Source organism: Pseudoflavonifractor intestinihominis, from assembly GCF_040096055.1.
Taxonomy (GTDB): Bacteria; Bacillota; Clostridia; order Oscillospirales; family Oscillospiraceae; genus Pseudoflavonifractor; species Pseudoflavonifractor intestinihominis.
In genome coordinates this window covers 1-22,332 of sequence record NZ_JBBMFK010000034.1, presented here as the reverse complement: position 1 = coordinate 22,332, position 22,332 = coordinate 1, and the positions used below count along the sequence as shown (strand labels likewise).

Annotated in this window: 19 protein-coding genes and 3 pseudogenes; 19 read left to right on the top strand and 3 right to left on the bottom strand. The window is 56.7% G+C overall.

The window, feature by feature from the left end; translation table 11 throughout:
* Positions 1–256 precede the first annotated feature (256 nt).
* The 4 genes from WMO64_RS15385 to WMO64_RS15370 are packed head-to-tail and all read left to right on the top strand — an operon-like array spanning position 257 to position 5,118.
* Positions 257–1,540 (top strand): NAD(P)/FAD-dependent oxidoreductase, encoded by a 1,284-nt coding sequence (locus WMO64_RS15385; RefSeq protein ID WP_294521334.1) that lies wholly within the window; start codon positions 257–259, stop codon positions 1,538–1,540.
* Entirely contained in the window at positions 1,537–3,675 is a 2,139-nt protein-coding gene (locus WMO64_RS15380; protein WP_349232541.1) for a molybdopterin-containing oxidoreductase family protein, read from the top strand. The genes WMO64_RS15385 and WMO64_RS15380 overlap by 4 nt, the downstream gene beginning before the upstream one ends.
* Complete coding sequence (locus WMO64_RS15375; protein ID WP_349232540.1) at positions 3,672–4,199, top strand: 4Fe-4S dicluster domain-containing protein; 528 nt, start codon at positions 3,672–3,674, stop codon at positions 4,197–4,199. The genes WMO64_RS15380 and WMO64_RS15375 overlap by 4 nt, the downstream gene beginning before the upstream one ends.
* A 16-nt stretch (positions 4,200–4,215) precedes the next feature.
* Entirely contained in the window at positions 4,216–5,118 is a 903-nt protein-coding gene (locus WMO64_RS15370) for a DMT family transporter (protein WP_349232539.1), read from the top strand.
* 75 nt (positions 5,119–5,193) lie between these two features.
* Here WMO64_RS15370 and WMO64_RS15365 read toward each other — a convergent pair whose 3' ends face one another.
* A complete protein-coding gene (locus WMO64_RS15365; protein WP_349232538.1) occupies positions 5,194–6,327 on the bottom strand; it encodes an ROK family transcriptional regulator in 1,134 nt (377 codons plus the stop codon).
* Between the two features lie 266 nt (positions 6,328–6,593).
* Here WMO64_RS15365 and WMO64_RS15360 point away from each other — a divergent pair, with 266 nt between their 5' ends.
* The 5 genes and pseudogenes from WMO64_RS15360 (at position 6,594) to WMO64_RS15340 (ending at position 11,426) form a co-directional block, all read left to right on the top strand.
* Positions 6,594–8,051: a family 43 glycosylhydrolase gene (locus WMO64_RS15360; protein WP_349232537.1), complete on the top strand. Its 1,458-nt coding sequence runs from the start codon at positions 6,594–6,596 to the stop codon at positions 8,049–8,051.
* Between the two features lie 60 nt (positions 8,052–8,111).
* Positions 8,112–9,635 (top strand): xylulokinase, encoded by a 1,524-nt coding sequence (xylB, locus tag WMO64_RS15355; protein ID WP_349232536.1) that lies wholly within the window; start codon positions 8,112–8,114, stop codon positions 9,633–9,635.
* A gap of 476 nt (positions 9,636–10,111) precedes the next feature.
* Positions 10,112–11,005 carry a DUF6017 domain-containing protein gene (locus WMO64_RS15350; protein WP_349232535.1) on the top strand — a complete coding sequence of 298 codons (894 nt, stop codon included), beginning with the start codon at positions 10,112–10,114 and terminating at the stop codon, positions 11,003–11,005.
* Positions 10,957–11,190 (top strand): annotated as a pseudogene (locus tag WMO64_RS15345) (ATP-binding protein); the annotation flags it as partial. The gene WMO64_RS15350 and the pseudogene WMO64_RS15345, both read left to right, overlap by 49 nt.
* A 65-nt stretch (positions 11,191–11,255) precedes the next feature.
* Positions 11,256–11,426: a transposon-encoded TnpW family protein gene (locus tag WMO64_RS15340; protein WP_431835086.1), complete on the top strand. Its 171-nt coding sequence runs from the start codon at positions 11,256–11,258 to the stop codon at positions 11,424–11,426.
* A 50-nt stretch (positions 11,427–11,476) separates the two neighbouring features.
* Here the strand turns inward: WMO64_RS15340 and WMO64_RS15335 are convergent, their stop codons facing one another.
* The gene (locus WMO64_RS15335; protein ID WP_204884463.1) at positions 11,477–11,878 is read right to left on the bottom strand and encodes a putative toxin-antitoxin system toxin component, PIN family; all 402 of its coding nucleotides are present in this window, start codon (positions 11,876–11,878) and stop codon (positions 11,477–11,479) included.
* Positions 11,875–12,150 carry an AbrB/MazE/SpoVT family DNA-binding domain-containing protein gene (locus WMO64_RS15330; RefSeq protein ID WP_089700816.1) on the bottom strand — a complete coding sequence of 92 codons (276 nt, stop codon included), beginning with the start codon at positions 12,148–12,150 and terminating at the stop codon, positions 11,875–11,877. The genes WMO64_RS15335 and WMO64_RS15330 overlap by 4 nt, the downstream gene beginning before the upstream one ends.
* Before the next feature lie 157 nt (positions 12,151–12,307).
* Here WMO64_RS15330 and WMO64_RS15325 point away from each other — a divergent pair.
* The 10 genes and pseudogenes from WMO64_RS15325 to WMO64_RS15275 all read left to right on the top strand — a co-directional run.
* Positions 12,308–13,138: pseudogene (locus WMO64_RS15325) on the top strand (VirD4-like conjugal transfer protein, CD1115 family); the annotation flags it as partial.
* 32 nt (positions 13,139–13,170) lie between these two features.
* Positions 13,171–13,299, top strand: a pseudogene (locus WMO64_RS15320) (Maff2 family mobile element protein); the annotation flags it as partial.
* Between the two features lie 721 nt (positions 13,300–14,020).
* Positions 14,021–15,895 (top strand): group II intron reverse transcriptase/maturase, encoded by a 1,875-nt coding sequence (gene ltrA, locus WMO64_RS15315; protein ID WP_435412077.1) that lies wholly within the window; start codon positions 14,021–14,023, stop codon positions 15,893–15,895.
* A gap of 390 nt (positions 15,896–16,285) precedes the next feature.
* Positions 16,286–16,807 carry a nitroreductase gene (locus tag WMO64_RS15310; RefSeq protein ID WP_349232534.1) on the top strand — a complete coding sequence of 174 codons (522 nt, stop codon included), beginning with the start codon at positions 16,286–16,288 and terminating at the stop codon, positions 16,805–16,807.
* Positions 16,808–16,866: 59 nt separating this feature from the next.
* The gene (locus WMO64_RS15305) at positions 16,867–18,204 is read left to right on the top strand and encodes an MATE family efflux transporter (protein ID WP_349232533.1); all 1,338 of its coding nucleotides are present in this window, start codon (positions 16,867–16,869) and stop codon (positions 18,202–18,204) included.
* A gap of 22 nt (positions 18,205–18,226) precedes the next feature.
* Positions 18,227–19,630 (top strand): MATE family efflux transporter, encoded by a 1,404-nt coding sequence (locus tag WMO64_RS15300; RefSeq protein WP_204898478.1) that lies wholly within the window; start codon positions 18,227–18,229, stop codon positions 19,628–19,630.
* Between the two features lie 525 nt (positions 19,631–20,155).
* Positions 20,156–20,584, top strand: a complete 429-nt coding sequence (locus WMO64_RS15290; RefSeq protein ID WP_349232532.1) for a helix-turn-helix domain-containing protein — start codon at positions 20,156–20,158, stop codon at positions 20,582–20,584.
* 153 nt (positions 20,585–20,737) lie between these two features.
* Positions 20,738–21,160, top strand: coding sequence for an RNA polymerase sigma factor (locus WMO64_RS15285; RefSeq protein WP_349232531.1), 423 nt, complete (start codon positions 20,738–20,740; stop codon positions 21,158–21,160).
* On the top strand, positions 21,153–21,365 hold the full coding sequence (locus tag WMO64_RS15280; protein WP_349232530.1) for a helix-turn-helix domain-containing protein: 213 nt from the start codon (positions 21,153–21,155) through the stop codon (positions 21,363–21,365). Before WMO64_RS15285 ends, WMO64_RS15280 begins: the two co-directional genes overlap by 8 nt.
* A gap of 587 nt (positions 21,366–21,952) precedes the next feature.
* The coding region (locus tag WMO64_RS15275; protein WP_349232529.1) for a plasmid mobilization protein at positions 21,953–22,332 on the top strand (380 nt) is incomplete at its 3' end.

Genomic DNA, 22,332 nt, shown 5'->3' with positions numbered 1-22,332 from the left:
CGCATAAAAAAGGTCAACACCTCCCGGGAAAATCCAAAGATTTTTTCCGGAAGGTGCTTCTTTTTAAACGGATTGAGTGCATATTACATCGGGAAATACTGAAAATTTTGCAATATATACAAAAATAATCACGGATTTTCGGCCAACTGCACGAAGTTGGCCCCGGGACGGAAAGAATGAAAAAAGCGCTTGCACAACGGCAGTCAACTTGTTATAATTCGATACAAGAAAAATGTGGAGAAAGGAGCGGGACACCTTGTCTGAAAAGCGGATCGGAATTGTCGGGCTGGGATGTGCCGGCTGCCACGCACTGCAGGCCATCCGGGAGACGGACAGCGGCGCGGAGATCGACATCTACAGCGAGACGGAGCTGCCGCCCTACAACCCCATGCTGACCACCTACTACGCGTCGGGGCGGCTGCCCTACAGCGGGCTGTTTCCCTTCGGTACCCTGGAGGAGATCGAGAAGCGGTATAACGCCCAGATCTTTACCGGCGACCGGGTGACGCGGGTGGCGGCCGGGGACCGACGGATCGAGACGGCGTCTGGACGCCGGAAGGAGTACGACCAGATCCTGATCGCCGCGGGGGCTACGGCCTTTGTGCCCCCCAGCTTCGGCGGCATCAAAAACGTGTTCTGCATGCGCACGGTGGAGGACGCGGAGAAGCTGCGCAGGGCCGTGGAGGGGAGAGCGTTCCGCGACGCGGTGATCGTGGGGGCCTCCATGGTGGGCATCAAGGTGGCCGAGCTGCTGCACAACCGGGGGTGCCATGTGACCCTGGCGGACATGGCGCCCCATATCTTCGCCCTGGCGGCCTACCCGGAGGTGTCCGGGATGATCGAGGACCGGCTGCGGGCCATGGGGATCGGGCTGGCCCTGGGCCAGGCCATCACCCAGGCGGAGGAGGACACGGACAGCCGGGGCAATCCCCGCTATACCGTGACCCTGGCCGACGGCAGTACCCTGGAGACCGAGCTGCTGGTGCTGAACATCGGCACCCGGGCGGCCTGCTCCTTTGTGGACCGGGCGGAGATCGCCGTGGACCGGGGTATCCTGGTGGACGGCCGGATGCGCACGTCCGCCCCGGGGATCTACGCGGCGGGGGACTGCTGCCAGGGGGACAACCTCCAGTCCGGCGGCAAGCAGATCATCGGTCTGTGGGCCAACGCGGGGGTTCAGGGCCGCATCGCCGGTCGGAACATGGCCGGTGTCACCGACGAGACCGACGGGAACATCCTGCACAACATCACCCATTTCCTGGACATGGACTTCATCGGCCTGGGGGACAACCGGCTGACCGGAGAGGTCAGGACCTACCGCTCGCCGGAGGGGGGCTTCTACCTCCAGGCGGTGTACCGGGACGGGAAGCCGGTGGGGTTCAACATTCTGGACAACTACGGTGTGTCGGGCATCATCAAGGCCCAGCTCATCAAGGTGCTGCGGGGCCAGCCCTGCCGCTTTTCCCCGGAGCAGCGGGGGCAGCTGGTGCGGTACGGCGTGCCGGAGCGCATGATTGACACTTTGGAGGCGGGAATATGACGGAACTGGAGCGAAAGATCCGCAGCAAGATCCCGGGGAAGGACACGGGCATTGAGATCAGGCCCACCATGTGCGACATCTGCTCCCCGGGGATGCACTGCGGTGTCAGCGCATATGTGAAGGACGGGACCGTGATCAAGATCGAGGGCATGGACGGCCACCCGGTGAACGACGGGCGGCTGTGCCCCAAGGGCCTGGCCAACCGGCAGTACATCTACCGGAAGGACCGGATCATGACGCCCCTCCGGCGGACGGGCCCCCGGGGCTCCGGGGAGTTTGAGCCCATCAGCTGGGATGAGGCCTACGAGGAGATCGGCCGGCGGCTGAACCAGGCCAAGGAGCAGTACGGGCCGGAGAGCGTGGCCTTCTACTCGGGCTACTCCAAGTGGTACCGGCAGATGCTCCGGCGGTTTGCCTACGCCTTCGGCAGCCCCAACTACGGCTGCGAGTCCAGCGCCTGCTACACGGCGGCCTTTATGGCCTGGAAGCTGGCGGCGGGGGACCAGGCCGACGCGGACATGGCCAACAGCGACCTGTTCCTGGGCTGGGCCTTCAACCCCTTCTACTCGGCCTATATGGGGGCAAAAAAGGCCATGGAGCTGAAGGAGAAGGGGCTGAAGTTCCTGATCGTGGACACCCGGCGGACCCCGGCCAGCGAAAAGCTGGCGGACCTGTTCCTCCAGCCCCGGACAGGCACCGACGGCGCCCTGGCCCACGCCATCGCCAACGTGCTGATCACAAAGGGCTGGATCGACATGCCCTATATCCGCAAGTATGTCCACGGCTTTGAGGAGTACGCCGAATACGTCCGCCAGTTCAACCGGGACAACATCGAGTCCATCACCGGCGTGCCCTTTGGGCAGGTGGAGGCCGCCGCCGCGCTGATCCATGAAAATCCCCGGATGAGCTTCAACGAGTCCTCCGCGCCCCTGTGCCACCACCGCAACGGATTGCAGAACTACCGGGCGGTCACCGCCCTGCTGGCCATCACCGGCAACTTCGACCGGGCCGGCGGCCAGCTGCTGACCCCCCACACCTATATGCACGTGGCCTGCGGCTTCCCCACCCGGGAGGAGGAGTACCTCTACGAGACCAAACCCAAGAACTGCAAGCCGCCCATCGGCGCCGGGCGCTTCCCCCTGTGGGATTACCTGGAGGGGGAGATGCAGGCCATGGACCTGCCCCGGCAGATCCTGGAGGGGGAGCCCTACCCGGTGAAGGCCCTGTTCGCCCTGGGCCTGAACGCCCGGATGTTCCCCGACTCGGGGCACATGTTCCAGGCCCTGGAGGCCCTGGACTTCTACGTGGACACCGACCTGTTCCTCACCGACTCGGCCAAGTACGCCGATCTGGTGCTCCCCGCCTGTTCCAGCTTCGAGCGGGGGGAGTTCAAGCCCTACCCCGGCGGCCTGGCCTGGTACACCAGCCCGGCCATCCAGCCCCTGGGCCAGTCCAAGAGCGACGTGACCATCCTCACCGAGCTGGCCAACCGCATGGACCTGCCCGACGAGATGCTGAAAGCGGGCTATGATGCCTTTGTCCAGAAGTACATCCTGGACGACTACGGCGTCACCGTGGACCAGCTGCGGCAGGTGAAGCTGCCGGTGCCCATCGCCCGGATCAAGCCCCACCGGGACTATGAGGCCCTGGAGCGGGGGCTGAACACCCCCACGGGGAAGTTTGAGCTCAAGAGCATGGTCATCGCCGGCCACCCGGAGTGGGGGCTGGACGCCCTGCCCACCTACCGGGACCCCCTGGACGGGGCGGACCCGGAGAAGTACCCCTTTGTGCTCACCTCGGGCAGCCGCATCCCCAACGCCATCCACTCCCGGCTCCACAAGGTACCCGCCAACCGGAGCCTCCGCCGGGAGCCCACCGCCGACCTGAATCGGGCCGACTGTGCCCGGCTGGGGGTGGACGAGGGGGACTGGATCCGCATCGAGACCGCCCGGGGGGCGGTGACGGTGAAGGTACACCCCACACTGACCGTGCCCCAGGGCCTGGTGAACCTGTTCCACGGCTACTCGGAGGCGGACGCCAACAGCCTGATGGACGCCGACCACCTGGACCCCTACTCCGGGTTCCCGGCCTACCGGTCCACCCGCTGCGCGGTGAGAAAGGAGGAGCGGCGTTGAAACGCTATCTGTTTTTTGACCCGGAGAAGTGCTCCGCCTGCGGCGCCTGCGCCCTGGCCTGCATGGACCAGAACGACGTGGCGGTGGAGGCGGGGGAGCAGCCCTTCCGGTACACCTTCACCCAGGAGAGCAAGACCGGGAAGCTGAAGTTCTACTCGGTGTCCTGCATGCACTGTGCCGACGCGCCCTGCGTCATGGGCTGCCCCAGCGGCTGCCTGTACAAGGACCCGGACACCGGCTTTACCCTGTACAACAACACCTACTGCATCGGCTGCCACTCCTGCGCCATGGCCTGCCCCTACGGCATCCCCTCCTTCGGCCCCGACGGGAAGATGAGAAAGTGCGACGCCTGCATCGAGCGGCAGCGGGCGGGGCTGCTGCCCGCCTGCGTGAAGGTGTGCCCCACCGGGGCGCTGACCCTGCTGGACGAGGAGGAGTTCCAGCGCCGCCAGAGCGAGATGCAGGAGAAAAAGGCGGACCGCATGCGCCGGGAACAGTGGGGCGCGGCGGAGCCGGCCAAGTGAGAAAGGAAAGGAAACCATGCTGATCGGAATCCTATCGGTGGCGGGGGCCGCCACCTTGTTGGGCATCATGCCCACCCTCCAGAAGCAGGTGCTGCTGGACGGGCTGCACATGAACAGCCTGATGTTCTACAGCAACCTCATCATCCTCCTGGTCAGCGCCGCCATGGCCCTGGCCAAAGGCAAGAGCCTGCGGGCCAAACCGGCCCAGCTGGTCCAGGCCCTGGCCATGGGCGTGGTGGGCATGCTGATTACCTCCTTCCTGCTGAACACCGCCCTGGTGTACCTGCCCGTGGGCATGACCATCATGTTCAACTTCCTGTACCCCGCCGTGGTGTGCGTGGTGATGGGCACCGTATTCCGCCAGGGCTTCTCCAAGCTCCAGGTGGTGGCCATCGTCTGCTCCATCGCGGGCATGGTGTTCCTGGCCGGCGAGGGCGGCAATATGGAGCTCATGGGCGTGCTGGCCGCCCTGGCCTCCGCCTTCACCTACGGCGCCTACCTGATCGCCAACGAGAAGGGCCCGGCCAACGACCTGCCCATTGAGGCCAAGCTGTTCTATGTGGCCCTGCCGGGCACGGTGCTGTGGGGCGTGGTGGCGCCCGCCACGGGCACCATGCAGCTGCCCTCCAGCCCCAGCGGCTGGCTGTTCGTGCTGGGGGCCGGCCTGTTCAACGTGGGCGGCTACTTCCTGATGATGTACGGCATCAGCCGCATGGGGGCCTCCACCGCCGCCTTTGTGTCCATGCTGGAGCCCATTGTCAGCGTGGTGTTCGGCACCGTCTGGTTCCACGACCCGGTGACCCAGGGAATGGTCATCGGCGGGCTCATGGTGCTGGCCAGCATTCTGCTCATCGCGGTGGACGGCAACCGCAAGGCAAAGGCCGCCCAGCCCCCGGAGAAAAAGAGCGCCCCGGTGTGACGCGGAAGATTGTACGCAGACAACAGCAGCGCCCGGAACCACTGGTTCCGGGCGCTGCTGTTTGGTTCGAGAAGGTCAGATCTGGCGGATGAACCGGTCCACAAAGTAGAGGGCCGCGCCGATGCCGTTGGAGTGGTCGTAGTAGCGGCAGATGGCCAGATAGGGCCCCTCCTGGTAGGCGGGGTCCAGGCGGCGCAGCCGCCCGTCAATGGCGGAAAACTTCTCCCCCATAAAGCGGGAGAGCTTGCCGCCCAGCACGATCTGGCAGTCCAGGGCGGCGTGGATGTTCAGGATACCCACGGCCAGGTCGTCCAGGTAGCGCTCCCACAGGGCGGAATAGGCGGCGTGGCCCTGGACAAGGGCCTGGAAGAAGTCCTCCAGGGTGATGCCCATGTCGTCCGACAGCCGGGCGGTGGAACAGTAGGCCTCCAGGCAGCCCCGCCGGCCGCAGCTGCAGGGCGCGCCGCCGGGGTGGATGCACATGTGACCGAACTCGCCGGACCGGCCGTTGGCGCCCAGGTAGGCCGTGCCCGAGGTGAGGATGGCGCCACCCACGCCCCGGCTCAGGGAGAGATAGGCCATGTCCTGCACGCCGCTGCGGCCCCAGCACTCGGCAAAGCCGCCGGCGTTGGCGTCGTTGACCAGGTACACCGGGTAGGGGATGTGCTCCGCGATGGCCCGCACGTCCAGCCTGCGCACCCCCAGGGTGGGGGCGGTGGTGACGTACTGCTGGGCGGCGTCCACAATGCCGGGGATGCTGACGCCCACCCCCAGCAGCTTGGCGCGGTCCAGGCCCAGCTCGTCGATGAAGCACTCCACGGTCTGGGCCAACCGGACGGCGTACTCCTCCCCGGTGTGGAAGGGCAGGTCGAAGGCCCGGAAGCCCAGCTCCCGGACCTGCAGGTCCAGGGCCACCAGGCGGATATGCCGGGAGGAGATCTCCACCCCCAGGGCCCAGCGGGCCCCGGGCACCACGGACAGGATGCGGGGCTTGCGGCCGCCGCTGGAGCCCGCCACCTCGGAGTTGTCCACCAGCCCCATGGCCATGAGCTCGCTCAGGTTCTGGGTCAGGGTGGGCAGGCTCATGGAGAGCCGGTAGGCCAGCTCCTGCTTGGTCAGCGGCTCCGACGTGTGATAGAGGGCCTGGAAGACCCGGTTCCGGTTCATCTTCCGCAGCTCTACGGTGGAGTGAGGAGAGGACTTGCTCATAACATCACCGTTTTACAAAAGTATTTTATAAAAATAATAGCACAATTTTCGAAAAAAGCAAGGGAGACCTGGGAGCGCTCCAGTGATTTTGTTCGGAAAGCGGGATAAAACCGGGATATTTACGCGATAGCAGAAAAAATATTTTATCTGCCGGGATGCTATTGACAATCTGCGGCGGCGTGACGTACAATATGGCTGAAACTTATATAAAGTATTTTAATAAAAGTTATAGCGATATGATTGCGGGAGGAGGCGGAAAATCAGACATGGAGCAGGCGTTCAACCCCTATCTCCCCAGCTGGGAGTATGTCCCCGACGGCGAGCCCCACGTGTTTGGCGACCGGGTGTATGTGTATGGCTCCCACGACCGGTTCGGCGGCCCCCTCTTCTGCATGAACGACTATGTCTGCTGGTCCGCGCCTGTGAGCGACCTGAAGGACTGGCGGTACGAGGGGGTCATCTACCGCAAGGACCAGGACCCCATGAACAGGAGCGGGCGGCGGTGCCTGTACGCCCCCGACGTGACCCGGGGACCGGACGGCCGCTACTACCTCTACTACGCCTTTGACTTTCTGGGGGTCATGGCGGTGGCGGTGTGCGACACCCCGGCGGGACAGTACCAGTTCCACGGCCATGTGAAGTTCAAGGACGGCCACATCTGGGGTACCAGATCGGGGGAGCCCTTTCCCTTTGACCCGGGCGTGCTCACCGACGACGACGGCCGGGTCTGGCTCTACTCCGGCTTTGCCACCAAGGTGCCCCCGGTGGCCTCCGGGTTCCACAATCTCACCAATCCGGGGGGCGTGGTTCTGGAGCTGGAGCCGGATATGATCACCATCAAGGCGGGGCCCGACCTGCTCTTCCCCACCAAAGGGAAGCCGGGCGCCTTTGAGAACCACGCCTTCTTTGAGGCCAGCTCCATCCGCAAGGTGGACGGCCGGTACTGCTTCGTCTACTCCTCCCAGCACAACCACGAGCTGTGCTGGGCCATGGGCCCCAGCCCCAGGGGGCCCTTCACCTTCGGCGGTACCCTGGTGGACATCGGGGACCTGTTTCTGGACGGCAGGACCGACGAGAGCCGGGCGGTCAACTACTTGGGCAACACCCACGGCGGCATCGTGGAGGTGGGCGGACAGTGGTATGTGTTCTACCACCGCCAGACCAACTGCCACTCCTACTCCCGCCAGGCCTGCGCCGAACGGCTGGAGCGGCGGCCGGACGGGGGCTTTTGTCAGGCGGAGGTCACCTCCTGCGGCCTCAACGGCGGGCCTCTGAAGGGCAGCGAAAAATACCCGGCCCGGATCGCCTGCAACCTGTGGAGCGGGAAGGGTACCGCCCGCTACGACATCCGGTTCCCCCGGCTCCGGCTTGCCACCCACCCCTATTTCACCCAGACCGGGAAGGACGGCGAGGAGCGGGACAGCCAGTATATTGCCAACATGCGGGACGGGGCGGTGGCCGGGTTCAAGTATTTTGACTTTCAATCGCTGCAATCCGTGTCCGTCCAGGTCCAGGGCCGGGCCGACGGAGTGCTTCTGGTGTCCGACACGCCGGAGTTCAAGACTCCGGCCGCCCGGATGGAGATAAAGCTCAGTGGGGACGGCTGGAAAGAACTGAGCGCTCCCTGTGCCATCCCCGACGGCACCCGGCCGCTGTACTTCAGATTTGTGGGCAAGGGGAGACTGGACTTCCGCTCCTTCACCCTGAGGGACGGCAGACCGTGACGGCGGTCAAGGGATTTTTGAAACAATAAAATTTTGAAAATAGAGGAGAAGGTGTGACCTATGGAGCTTCTGTTGGGCATTGACCTGGGCACGTCGGGCACCAAGACCGTGCTCTTTGATTCTGACGGACGCCGGCTGGCCAGCCATACCGTGGAGTACCCCCTCTACCAGCCCCAGAACGGCTGGGCGGAGCAGGACCCGGAGGACTGGTGGCGGGCGGTGCAGGAGACGGTGCGTACCGTCCTGGCCAGGAGCGGCGCCAGGCCTGAGGAGATCCGGGGCATCGGCATCGCGGGCCAGATGCACGGCCTGGTCATGCTGGACGGCCAGGGCCAGGTGCTGCGGAAGGCCATTTTGTGGTGCGACGGACGCACCCAGGCCCAGTGCGACGAGATTACCGACCTGGTGGGCCGGGAGAAGCTGCTGTCCATCACCGCCAACCCCGCCCTCACCGGCTTCACCGCCGGAAAGATCCTGTGGGTGAGGGAGCATGAGCCGGAGAACTACGAAAAATGCCGCCACATCCTCCTGCCCAAGGACTATATCCGCTACAAGCTCACCGGCGAGTTTGCCACCGAGGTGTCGGACGCCTCGGGCATGAACCTGCTGGACGTGCCCAAGCGCCAGTGGAGCGGCGAGATTCTCTCCCTGCTGGGCATCGACCGGTCCCTGCTGGGGGAGATGTACGAGTCCTGCCAGGTGACCGGCAAGGTGACAAAGGCCGCGGCGGAGGCCACCGGCCTGGCCGAGGGCACCGTTGTGGTGGGCGGCGCGGGAGACAACGCTGCCGCCGCCATCGGCACCGGCGTGGTGGAGGAGGGCAAGGCCTTCACCACCCTGGGCACCTCGGGGGTCATCTTCGCCCATGCGGGACAGGTTACCATCGACCCCCAGGGCAGGGTACATACCTTCTGTTCCGCCGTGCCCGGCGCGTGGACGGTGATGAGCTGCACCTTGTCCGCCGGGTTGTCCCTCCAGTGGTTCCGCAACCAATTCTGTCCCGCCGAGCGGGAGACCGCCGCCGCCCTGGGGGTGGACCCCTATGAGCTGATGACGGCGGAGGCGGAGAAAAGCCCCATCGGCGCCAACCGGCTGCTCTATCTGCCCTACCTGATGGGGGAGCGCTCCCCCCTGCTGGACTCGGACGCCAGAGGGGTGTTCTTCGGCCTGTCCGCCATCCACACCAGGGGCGACCTGGTCCGTGCGGTGATGGAGGGCGTGGCCTACTCCCAGCGCCAGTGCCTGGACGTGTTCCGGGAGATGGGGGTGGACGTGTCCGACATGGCCATCTGCGGCGGCGGGCGCAGCCCTCTGTGGCGGCAGATACTCTCCGACCTGTACGGCTGCCCGGTCAAGACCATCGCCTCCGAGCAGGGCCCGGCCCTGGGCGCCGCCATCCTGGCCGGCGTGGGCGCGGGCGTGTACGGCACCGTGGCCCAGGGCTGTGCCGCGGCGGTACGGACGGGAGAGCACAGCGCGCCCGACAGCGCCGCCTCGGCGGCCTACGAGCCCTATTACGACCTGTACCGCAGACTGTACCCGGCGCTGCGGGAGCAGTTCCACACACTGGCGTCCATGGGGTGAGGAGGAAAAACAATGGAGATTAAGAGCATTTTTACTTTCAAAAATCAAGCCAAAATCTGATTATCCCTTGAAAACACTGTATCCACGGGCATTTCAGACAGGTCAAAACCACCTCATTTACTACGATTTTACTACTGTTGAGTGAGCCTTGACACGCTGAAAGACCACGAAATGCCGAGATATGGGTACAGCACCCGTCAATCGGGGCCTCCGCCCCGTGACCATACAACTGAATACAGACCGGCCATCTGCCGGGGCAACGCCATAGGTAATACAAACCTGTGGCGTTTTTTTATGCCCCGCCGATGGCACGCAAAACTGTATGAATACGGGTGGGAAATCCCCTGTTTTTTCGCTTGTGGGCGGTGCAAACGATGCCGCCCATATCCTCCCTCATGGGAGGCCGGGCGGCGATATGGGGGCGCAAACCTGCCGAAACGAACACTTTTCAAAACCGAAGGAAGGAGGTATCCAACATGGCGGTATTCCGCATTGAGAAAACCCGCGATTACACGGTGATGTCCAACCGCCATCTGCGGGATACGGGCCTGTCGCTGAAATCCAAGGGGCTGCTCTCCATGATGCTGTCCCTGCCGGAGGACTGGAACTACACCACCAGGAGCCTTGCGAAGATCTGCAAGGAGGGTACGGACAGCATCGGCTCTGCCCTGAAGGAGCTGGAGCGGGCCGGCTACATCGTCCGCAACCGCCTCCGGGACAGCAAGGGCAAGATCGTGGACGTGGAGTATGTTATCTACGAAACGCCCCATCCCCCGGAGCCGGACGGGCCGTGTGAGGATGAGCCGGATACGGGACATCCAGATACGGAAAACCCGGATATGGATACTCCGGGTCTGGAAAACCGGCCGCAATTAAATAAAGATAAAAGCAATCCTGATAAATCAAAAAAAGATGGACTCAGTACGGAAGGATCAAATCCTGTCCTATCCTCCCCCAAAGCCCCCAGGGGTTCGGACGGGATGGGACGGGACCGGATGCGGGAGCGGGAAAGTTATCGGGAATTGATTTTGGAGAACATCGAGTATGACTATCTTATCCAGAACCATCCGCTTGACCGGGACCGTTTGGACGAGCTGGTGGAGCTCATGATGGACACGGTGTGCTCCAACCGGGAGATGATCCGCATCGCCGGGGATGACTACCCGGCGGAGGTGGTCAAGTCCCGGTTCCTGAAACTGAACAGCTCCCACATCGAGTATGTGCTGGACCGTATGCGGGAGAACACCACCTATGTCCGCAATATCAAGAAATACCTGCTGGCCGCCCTGTATAACGCCCCGGCCACCATCGACAGCTACTACAAATGTTTTTCGTCATTGACAGCCGCTACCGCAGCCGCAGGCCCATGATAATCACCACCAACCTGAAGCTGGCCGAACTCAAGAACCCGCCCGACCTGGCCCACGCCCGCATCTATGACCGTATCCTGGAACGGTGCGCCCCGATCCTCTTTGCCGGGAAGAACTTCCGGGAGGAAAACGCTGGGGCAACCAAACAGGCGGCGAAAGACATTGTGAACCGTAAGCATGAGTAATTTTTTTGCCGGACGGCGCAGCCCCGCCCGGAGAAAGGAGCGCCATGAGCGAAGAAACCCGTACCATGCAGACCGCAGACACCACCCCGGCCAGAGCGCCGGAGGACGCCCCCGCGCTGGTAAAGAAAATCGGCAAGACCACCTACAAGGTGCGCGTCCATTTCAGCGATACCAGCACTGAAACCATGAGCGACAAAATCAAGCGTATGCTCAAAAACGAGATACAGCAGATGTAAGCACAGCGGGCCGGGAGCTTTTCACTCTCGGCCCGCTGTCTTTGTGTCAGTTAGGTATTCAAAAACTCTGCCGGTGTCATAATTGCCGGATTTTTCACGCCGGACTCTAAGAAATCCTTATCGCCGGTCAGCAACACATCGGCTTTCGCTTCAATGGCTGCCCGCAAAATAGGGCGGTCATTGACATCTCTGATTTGTGTTTCGGTCATATCTTCCTCTGTCGGGACGGGAACCAATTCCAGAGTAAGCAAAGCAACAGAAAGAAATTTGTCCAGCGCCGCCAGCCGGTTTGGGAATTTCTTGTTGAATATCCGCTTCATTTCGTCCACATTCTGCTCGCAAATCAAGCCGTGATTCGGGTAAGAGGCCGCTTTCACATACGCTTGATAAGGCGTTCCGTTTGCACTCAATGCGGCAGAAATAAGGACATTGGTATCAATCAGAACTCTCATCCTTTTTCGTCCTCATTTCTCAATTCCTTGACGAGCGCCATAACATCATCTTCCGAGGTCAGGCCGGTGCGTTCTGCTTCTCCGGCCATTTCTTGCTGAAGCATCTGCATAGCGTAAACAGCAGAATTGACAATGCGGACAGTGTTTCCCTCAACGATGAAAGTGACCCGATCACCACTTGACACACCAAGCACATCACGGACATCCTTTGGGATTGTGATTTGCCCTTTTGCCATGACTTTGGCATTGTCCACAAACGCATTTGCTAACATGATTTTGCACCACCTTTCTGAAATATGGAAAGTAGGGATTTCCCTACTTTTATTATACACAGAACGAGCGAAAAAATCAACGAGAACTGGTAAAATTCAGAGCCGGTAAAACCGCAAAATTGTAGCTTTTTTGTGAATTTGATTAAAAAGTCCTTGACAACTCGTTTCGGGCAAAACTCTAAAATCCATACTGATTAGCTGCGGCGCCCGCCTCTCTCCCTTTGACATCCAGGAGCTGCGGGACCTCATGGCGGAGGACGAGCTGGAGCTGGATACTCTGGGCGACCGCAAATCGGCGCTGTTCGTGATTTTGTCAGATACGGACAGCACCTTCAATTTTGTGGCGGCGCTCATGTACTCCCAGCTTTTCAACCTCCTGTGCGACAAGGCGGACGACTTCTACGGCGGCCGCCTGCCGGTCCATGTGCGGTGCCTCCTGGACGAGTTCGCGAACATCGGGCAAATCCCGAACTTCGACAAGCTGATCGCCACCATCCGAAGCCGTGAAATATCGGCTTCTATTATTTTGCAGAGCCAAAGCCAGTTAAAGACCATCTACAAGGACGCGGCGGATACCATCGTGGGTAACTGTGACAGCACCTTGTTTTTGGGAGGCAAGGAGAAATCCACCCTGAAAGAAATTTCGGAGCTGCTGGGGAAAGAAACGATCGACAGTTTCAATTAATCGGAGAACCGCGGCAGCCAGGTTTCCCACGGCCTCACCTATCAAAAATTGGGAAAGGAGTTGATGACACAAGACGAATTGGCAGTAATGGACGGAGGCAAGTGTATCTTCATGCTGCGGGGCGTGCGCCCGTTTCTCTCGGACAAGTACGACCTGACCAAGCATCCAAATTACAAATACACCGCCGACGCCGACAAGAAGTACCTCTTTGATATGGAACGGTACATGAAACGCAAACCGGCCATTGTGAAGCCGGATGAGCCTTTCGAGATGTACGAATTGACAGCAGCGGACCTTCAATAACAATTCTACAACGAAGAAAGGAAATATGATTTATGGATTTTTTCACTAATGCTATCGACGTATTGCAGACTCTGGTGATCGCCCTGGGCGGCGGCCTGTGCGTGTGGGGCGGCATCAACCTCCTGGAAGGTTACGGCCAGGACAACCGTGCGACACGTTCCTAACTGAAAAGGTTAGGCACTAAGTCGAAGGGCTTTATAGCCTGAAATCTTAGGAGAACTGACAATCCGATGGGTGGAATGAAGGGGTAACGTCCGGAAACGCCCACACTGATACTCCGATTGGCTTTGAAGTGTGCAACTACTTCATGGTCAAAAGCTCGGTGAAGTCGGCAGAGAGTGGCCGTAAGCGGAGCAATCCGCACGAAACCTGCCCAGAGGTGGGCGGCGTCACCTATATGCCGGGTGTCAGATACTCATGGTGAGAATGTGCGACCGACCGCACTGACTACTTCCGAATGTACGAGTCTAAACGTTGTGAGTGTGTCGAAAGGCATACGGCCATTGATATGGCGTGTCCGTGGATTAGTAAGATTGGTTGTTATGAAACTCCACGTGCTGTTACAGGCGGCAAGGTTCTTTTGGAACCGGGCACAGGCTTAGAGGAAGCACCTAAAAGTATCTCATGATAGGATTGTCGGAACGTGGAAAGCTGGGAACGTATGAAACAAGCCGTTGCAGGCCGTTGCACGGGAAAGCCGGATAAAACCGGTATAACCGTACTTAATCCCAGTGAGAGTAGGGGCATGGTACCGATGAAGCAGAAATAATAAGTCTGTGGAGGGACGACCCCAAGTCGGGAATGAATTAAGAATACTGAAAACACAACAAACACAGCTTCGAGTATGACAAAGAAAATCCAAACCGAAAGGAGCGGGTGCCTGTGTTGACTTCGGAGCAGCAAACACACAAACCGAAACAAAGTAAAATCCGCTATACGGAGTATTACGACCTGCAAAGCACCTTTGACCGTCTGTACGCCGACAGTCTGAAAGGCAAGACCTTTCATAACCTTATCGGCCTAATGGCAAGTGAGGAAAACATCAAGCTGGCATATCGGACAATCAAGGGAAACAAAGGGAGCGGTACTCCCGGCGTGGACAAGAGGACGATTAAACATCTGGCTTCTATGGAGGAGGAGAAGTTCGTCCGGCTTATCCAAAAACAATTCAGTTGGTACAATCCCCGCCCGGTAAGGCGGGTAGAAATCCCAAAACCCAACGGGAAAACAAGACCGCTGGGTATTCCCACAATCGTTGACCGTATCGTACAGCAATGTATTCTGCAAGTGCTGGAGCCGATATGTGAGGCGAAGTTCCATGAGCGTTCCAACGGCTTTCGCCCAAATCGCTCCACGGAGCACGCTATCGCACAGTGCTGCCGGCTCATGCAGATACAGCATTTACACTATGCGGTTGACCTGGATATTCACGGCTTCTTTGACAACGTGAACCACGGGAAACTGATACGGCAGATGTGGGAACTGGGCATCCGGGATAAAAAGCTGCTGTGCATTATCAAGCAAATGTTGAAAGCGCCTATCGTTCTTCCTGATGGCAAGAGGGTTTACCCGACAAAGGGAACGCCGCAGGGCGGCATACTTTCACCGCTTTTGTCAAATATCGTGCTGAACGAACTGGACTGGTGGGTATCTTCCCAGTGGGAAAATATGCCTACCCATTACGAATACAAGACCCGGCAGAACGCACGCGGTACGGACATTAAAAGTCATACCTACCGGGCTCTGCGCCGGAGCAATCTCAAGGAAATGTATCTCGTAAGGTATGCTGATGACTTCAAAATCTTCTGCCGCAGTTACAAGGACGCAGTAAAAACGTTCGAAGCAACAAAGAAGTGGCTGAAAGACCGTTTGGGGCTGGATATTAGCCCGGAAAAGTCAAAAGTAATCAACATGGAACAGCGGTACTCGGAATTTCTGGGATTTAAGATGAAACTATACCGCAAAGGGAAAAAGTATGTAGTCTGCTCACATATGAGCGACAAGGCGGTTGCACACGCAAAGGAGAAAATCTCGGCTGCGATTAAAGCGATACAGATCCCGGCTGACAGCCAAAGTCAATATATCGCGATACAGCAGTATAACTCGGTGGTTGCCGGACTTCATAATTATTACCGTCTGGCAACCCGTGTCAGCGAGGACTTTCCTAATCTGGCGCAAGGGCTGAAAAAGCAAATGTCAAACAGACTGCGTGGCTTGACCCGAAACGGAAAACTGGAACGTGGCTTCATAAAGGAACGATATGGGAAAAGCAAGCAGTTAAGGTTTTTGAACGGACACCCGCTCATTCCGATTGGGTACGTTCAGACACGGGACGCCCAGCACAAGAAGAAAACTGTCAACCGGTACACACCGGAAGGACGGGCAGAAATCCATAAAAATCTCGGTGTAAACACCGATACAATGATATGGCTTATGCGAACTCCTGTGCTGGACAAAAGCATTGAATTTGCAGACAACAGAATTTCGTTGTTTGCGGCTCAATACGGGCGGTGTGCCATCACTGGTGCAGAACTTATGCCCTATGACATACGCTGTCACCACAAAGTGCCGCTGGAAAACGGCGGAACCGACAAATACAGCAATCTTGTCCTCTTGACCGAAGCTGTTCACCTGCTTATCCATGCTACCTTAGAAGAAACGATACAGAAGTACCTAAAACAACTCCAACTGAACAAAAAGCAACTGGAAAAACTCAATAAACTGCGGAAACTGGCGGGAACGCCAGCTATTGCATAACTATTCTTTAATGCTGTGACGAAGTGTGTAAGTTGTGTTTAAAACCGTTGAAATTCATTTCCGATGGAGCGCCGTGTGCGGTGAAAGCCGCACGCACGGTGCGGAGCGGGGGAAAATCCGGCGATAACTTCAAAGGATTACCTATCGCTATCTGCCAGTAATGCTCATGTGCCATAAAGTAACACAAAAAAACAACAGACAGCCTCCACAATTCCGTAAAGATTGATGCTTGACAGTCTCCCGAAAGCTCGCTATACTAATAAAAGTAAAATTTGAGTGGACTTTTCCGGATTCGGTCATCTTTTTGCCACACAGCTATCTTGTGATAGTTGTGTGGCTTTTTTGTTGCCTGCATCTCGGAAATGTTGACAGAATGGAGGATGATTTTTTATGGAAAACAACTTCTTATCTCTGATCAAGACGCGCCGTAGTGTACGGGCTTACAAACCGCAACCTGTCCCTTCCGAGGCGTTGGACGCTGTACTGGAAGCCGGGACTTATGCACCTACCGGCGGAGGACGTCAATCCCCTACCATCATTGCAATCACAGACCCCAAATACCGGCAGGAAATCGCCAGGTTAAACGCAGAAGTGATGGGGAACAATACAGACCCTTATTATGGCGCGCCTGTCGTGATTTTGGTTCTGGCAGATGGCTCCGCAAACACCTTTGTAGAGGATGGAAGCTGCGTCCTTGAAAATATGATGCTCGCCGCCCATGCTCTTGGGCTGGGAACCGTATGGGTACATCGGGAACGTGAGATTTTCGACAGTGAAAGCGGTAAGGCTCTCCTGCGGGAGTGGAAGCTGCCGGAAACCTTGCGCGGCGTCGGAGCGATTGCATTGGGTTATCCAGCCCAGGAAGCCGGTCAACCCGCAGCACGCAAACAAAACTATATCGTTCGGATTTAATGTCCTGCTGTCCGGCGCAATGTTTTTGCGCCGGACACTTTGTGGAGAGGAGGGAAAGTATGCAGACCAATAATAAAATGGCGGTCGCTCCTGTTGGAAAGCTCATCTGGCAAATGTCGATACCGCCGCTGATTTCCATGTTCCTGCAATATTCCTATAACCTGATAGACAGCGCGTTTGTAGCGCGGCTGAGTGAGAATGCGCTGACGGCTGTTTCTCTGTCATTCCCGATTACAACACTGATGAATGCGGCGTCTATCTGGATTGGTGTCGGCGTGAATGTACTGATTGCGGGGTATCTTGGACAGAAAAAGCAGGATGAAGCAAATACCACCGTCACACACGGATTGTTACTGGCCTTTGGAGTAGGTGCTTTGCTCAACCTTCTGTCATTCCTGATTATGAAACCCTACTTTCGGGCATTCACCAATAATGAAGAAATCTATCAGTTGAGCATTGCCTATATGGGCGTATGTTCGTTCATGCAAATCCCCAATATGGTGCATATCGCAATCCAGAAGATGATACAGGCCACCGGGAACATGATTGCTCCCATGTGGTTTCAGATTGCGGGCGTGGTGGTCAATTTTGTATTCGATCCCATCCTGATTTTTGGTATTGGTATTTTCCCGGCTATGGGAATCCGCGGCGCTGCGGTGGCTACTGTTGCGGGCTATTTGTTGTCCATGATTTTGGCGTTTGCTTTGCTGCTGGACAAAAAGCAAAAAGTGCAGATAAAAATCAAAGGCTTTCACTTGCAGAAACAGATGATCCGCCGTATTTTTGCCTTTGGCCTGCCATCTTTTATTATGAACGCCCTCAGTTCGTTTATGGTGACGTTCGTCAATCTGTTTCTGGTGGCGTATTCTGATACGGCGATTGCATTCTTCGGTGCATATTTTAAGGTGCAGCAGTTGATTGTTATGACGGTAAATGGCTTAATCCAGGGTTGTTTGCCAGTCATGCGGTTTAACTACGGCGCAGGGAGCAGCGAACGGCTGCATTCCGCTTTCCGATACGGAACTGCTTTGGTCACCGGCATGATGATACTGGGGACGTTGGCTGTCATCCTTTTTCCGGCGCAGATTTTGGGATTGTTTACGGCATCGGAAGCCATGCGCTCCTTTGGAATATCCGCTATGCGGATTATGGCGACAAGCTATCTGTTTTGCGGTCTTTCTACTATGATTTCCACCTATTTTCAGGCCACAGAAAAAGTAGGTTCCAGCATGGCAATTCAATTATGCAGGCAACTGCTTTTCCTTGTTCCATCCTTATGGTGTCTGGACAAATTGTTCCATCTGAACGGAATCTGGCTTGCATTCCCTGTCGCGGAAACTGGCACCTTGCTTGTTGCTCTCATAATGATGGCCTGGTATCACCGTAAAAAATCATAACGTATTCTGCGAAGGAGGAATTATGAACGATACTTTCATGAAAGAAAAGCCGGTATTACCGCTGATTTTATCCATGTCCCTGCCTATGGTGTTATCCATGCTGGTCAATTCCCTCTACAACATTGTGGACAGTTTTTTCGTCGCGCAGATCAGCGAGGAGGCTATGACGGCATTATCGTTGGTTTACCCGGTTCAAAATTTTATCAATGCTGCCGGAATTGGATTTGGCGTTGGGATCAATGCAGTGATCGCCTTCTATCTGGGCGCGGGGGATCATGAAAAAACGGATCAGGCCGCTACACAGGGACTTGTGCTTGCCGTGATTCATGGCGTTGTTATGACAGTCTGCTGTATCGCCATCATGCCGGTTTTCCTGCGGATGTTCACTTCATCCGAAGCGGTCATTGAACTTGGCGTCCGCTATTCTATCGTTGCGTTCGCCTTTACGCTCATTGTTACCGTCAGCATGGCGTTTGAGAAACTGTTCCAGGCAGTAGGAAACATGAAGACAACCATGATCAGCCTGATGTGCGGGTGCATCACAAACATCGTCTTAGACCCCGTTCTGATTTTTGGCTATGGCCCATTCCCGGAAATGGGAATTGAAGGCGCTGCGCTGGCAACCGGCATCGGACAGGCTCTGACACTGGCGATTTACCTTGTAGTCTATCTTTTGCGGCCAATTCGCGTGCATATCCGCAGGCAGTACATTTTGCCCAGCAAAAAGATGGTCATCAAGCTGTATTCTATCGGCATTCCCGCAACCCTGAATCTTGCACTTCCGTCTCTTTTGATTTCGGCGCTCAATGCGATTTTAGCTGCCTATTCCGAAGTGTATATTCTGGTTTTGGGGATCTATTACAAATTGCAGACCTTCATCTATCTTCCGGCGAATGGCATTGTGCAGGGGATGCGCCCCCTGATCGGCTATAACTACGGTGCAGGGGAGCACAAACGAGTCAGCCAGATTTATCAGATTGTTTTGTGCATGAGCGGTATCATTATGGTGCTTGGAACCGCGATATGTCTGCTGATCCCCGGCCAGCTGATAGGGCTGTTTACCCACACGGAAGCGACGATCCAGGCCGGGGAAACTGCCTTGCGCATCATCGGGGCCGGATTTATCGTCTCGGCGGTTTCTGTTACTTCTTCCGGCGCATTGGAGGGGCTGGGGAAAGGCACGCCCTCCTTACTGATTTCTCTTTGCCGGTATGTAGTGGTAATCATCCCGGCTGCGTTTTTACTCAGCAGGTTTCTCGGAGCGGTTGGCGTCTGGAATGCGTTTTGGATCACGGAAGTGATTACTGCGATCATATCCATTTACGTTTACCGCAAGGTAATAGCAAAGCCAGCCGAGCCAGTCAACGGTCAAGATGAACGGCGCATACGCGCCGCCGTTGACAGCCCCGCCCGCCTTTGCAGATAGGCAATCAAGGGGCGACAGCAAGGAGTGCTGCCGCCCCGCACTATTATCAGAGAGGGGGAATTTCCATGACCGAAGATGAAGCCTACAAAGTGCATATCCAGTACACATTCAATGCCTTTTGCAAGATTGTCATTCGTCACGCAGCCATAGATAAAATTTTGAAGTTGCGCCAAAGGTGGGAATAGGAAGCTTATCTTGAGTATCTGATGAATGAGAAGTGTTTATGATAAAAATACAGGTAGCTAAAAGACTTAACACAAGAGCAATTAGCCATACAGGTAGGTGTACGCCGGAAAACAATTATGCGGCTGGAAAAGTACAGTATAATCCCTCTCGAATTTGCGATTAACATTTCAGGAGCAGTTGGCGCACCTATCGAAGAAATCGATATTTTCAAGTAGCTTTAATGGCGAAAGCCTTTATTTTACAGGCAGTTGCGTTATTGTTAATCTGCGTTGCTTGCCGTATGAAGGCTAATATGTTACTTTGGATTAGACTTATCAAAGCGAAGGAGTGTAACGCACAATGTTTGGAGAAAACTTAAAAACTCTCAGAAAGCAGAAAGGTTTTTCACAGGAAGAATTGGCAACAAGGCTCCATGTAGTCCGACAGACCATTTCTAAGTGGGAGAAAAATTTATCCGTTCCCGACGCTGATACTCTTATCCGGCTGGCAGAAATATTGGAAGTTTCTGTCAGCGAATTGCTGGGGGCAAAAATTGAAAATGAAAATACTGCCAGTGATGTCGCAGAGCAGTTGTCAAGGATAAATGAACAGCTTGCAATCAAAAATCGCCGCTCGCGCCGGATCTGGAAAATAGTTGCTATTATATTGGCGGCTATAGTTTTAATAAACATTCTCATTGCCGTGCTTTTCAGCGTTCCAAACTTCAATGAAGGCATTCAGAGTAATCAGCCAGAGATAACCGACCAAACACAAATCATAGAGGAATGAATAGCAAAGCCAGCCGAGCCAGTCAACGGTCAAGATGAACGGCGCATACGCGCCGCCGTTGACAGCCCCGCCCGCCTTTGCAGATAGGCAATCAAGGGGCGACAGCAAGGAGTGCTGCCGCCCCGCACTATTATTCAGAGAGGGGGAATTTCCATGACCGAAGATGAAGCCTACAAAGTGCATATCCAGTACACCTTTAACGCCTTTTGCAAGGTTGTCATTCGCCACGCCGCCATAGATATAATTTTGAAGCTGCGCCGGAGGTGGGAACGGGAAGTTTCCCTTGACTATCTGATGAATGAGAAGTTTGTCCAGTTTGCTGAGCCGGAACAGCTTGAAGAATATTTTTTTACCGCCTGCGGCCAGACCGCCGTTCTGGACCATGCGGAACTTGCCGCCGCCCTTGCCCTCTTGCCGGAGCAGTCACAGGAAGAAATTTTCCGGTACTACTTCCTGCGCCAGCCGCAGCGAGTGATCGGCGCACATATCGGCCGAACACGCAGCACAGCGGGGCGGCATATCCAGCTTGCCTTGCGGCGGCTGCGCGAGGAAATGGAGGTGTGCCGGTATGAGTAAACTACTCCCCTATGAAACAATCGTCAAAGCCCGTGAGGGCGACCCGGACGCCGTGAACTCCGTCCTGCTCCACTACGCCGGATATATCCGCTATTTCTCCAAAGTGAACGGGCAGGTCAATGCCGAGGTGGAGGACTATGTAAAACAGCGACTAATTGACTGTCAATTCAAGTTCCGGTTTGACTATCCGCCGGACGAGCCATAAATCTGAATACCTGCCGCCTACTGGCGGCAAGCGAAAGCAGTAAGTCTTGAAAAAGATTTGCTGCTTTTTTTGTTTGACCGGTTCTGTTTTCGGCCATTTTGACCCTTTCAAGTTGGAGTAGTAAGTGAGGGAGAAATTTTTGCCCCGGCATTTGGCATTCTTGATTATTGTCCGTGGTAGAGGGCAAAGAGAAATTTTGAAAAATCCCCGTCCAACGGGTAGCTGGCAGTCTTTCAAAAGTATCTTTGGCGAAAGGAAAAAAGACCGTCCGCAGCGGGCCGGAAGCCCCGCCCTGTCCGTTCTATGTGCGAAAGAACCAGACAGGGGCAGTCTGCGGCAGTTACAGAGCAAGTTTCTACCACGGTGCCAAAATCCGCAATTCTGCGGTTTTGCCCCTCGCGGGAAACTTGTTGGGGAGTGCCTTCCCCAAACCCTGCTTGTCGTCCTCGCGGACTACATATCATTCACTTCCGCGCCAGCGCGAAAGTTCATTCATTCCGTCGCTCGTCCTCTCCCCACGCAACCCGCTTCGCTGGGCTTGCGCGGGGGCCCCATGAGCGCCGCCAACGAAAGGAGGTTTACAGACCATGCGAAAGAAATACAACACACCCCACCGCAGCCGCGTTGTGAAAACCCGGCTGTCCGAAGAAGAATACGCCGACTTCACAGCGCGGCTTGCGCCCTATGGTATCAGCCAGTCCGAATTTCTCCGGCAGGCGATACGGCGCACCGCTATACGCCCTATTATCCATATATCAACGGTCAATGACGAGCTGCTTTCCGCTGTCGGGAAACTCACAGCCGAGTACGGCAAAATCGGTGGCAACCTCAACCAGATAGCCCGGTATCTGAACGAGTACGGCGCACCTTACCATGCGCTGTCCGGCGAAGTACGCGCCGCCATAGCCGACCTTGCCGCCCTCAAGTATGAAGTCTTACAGAAAGTAGGTGACGCGGTTGGCAACAC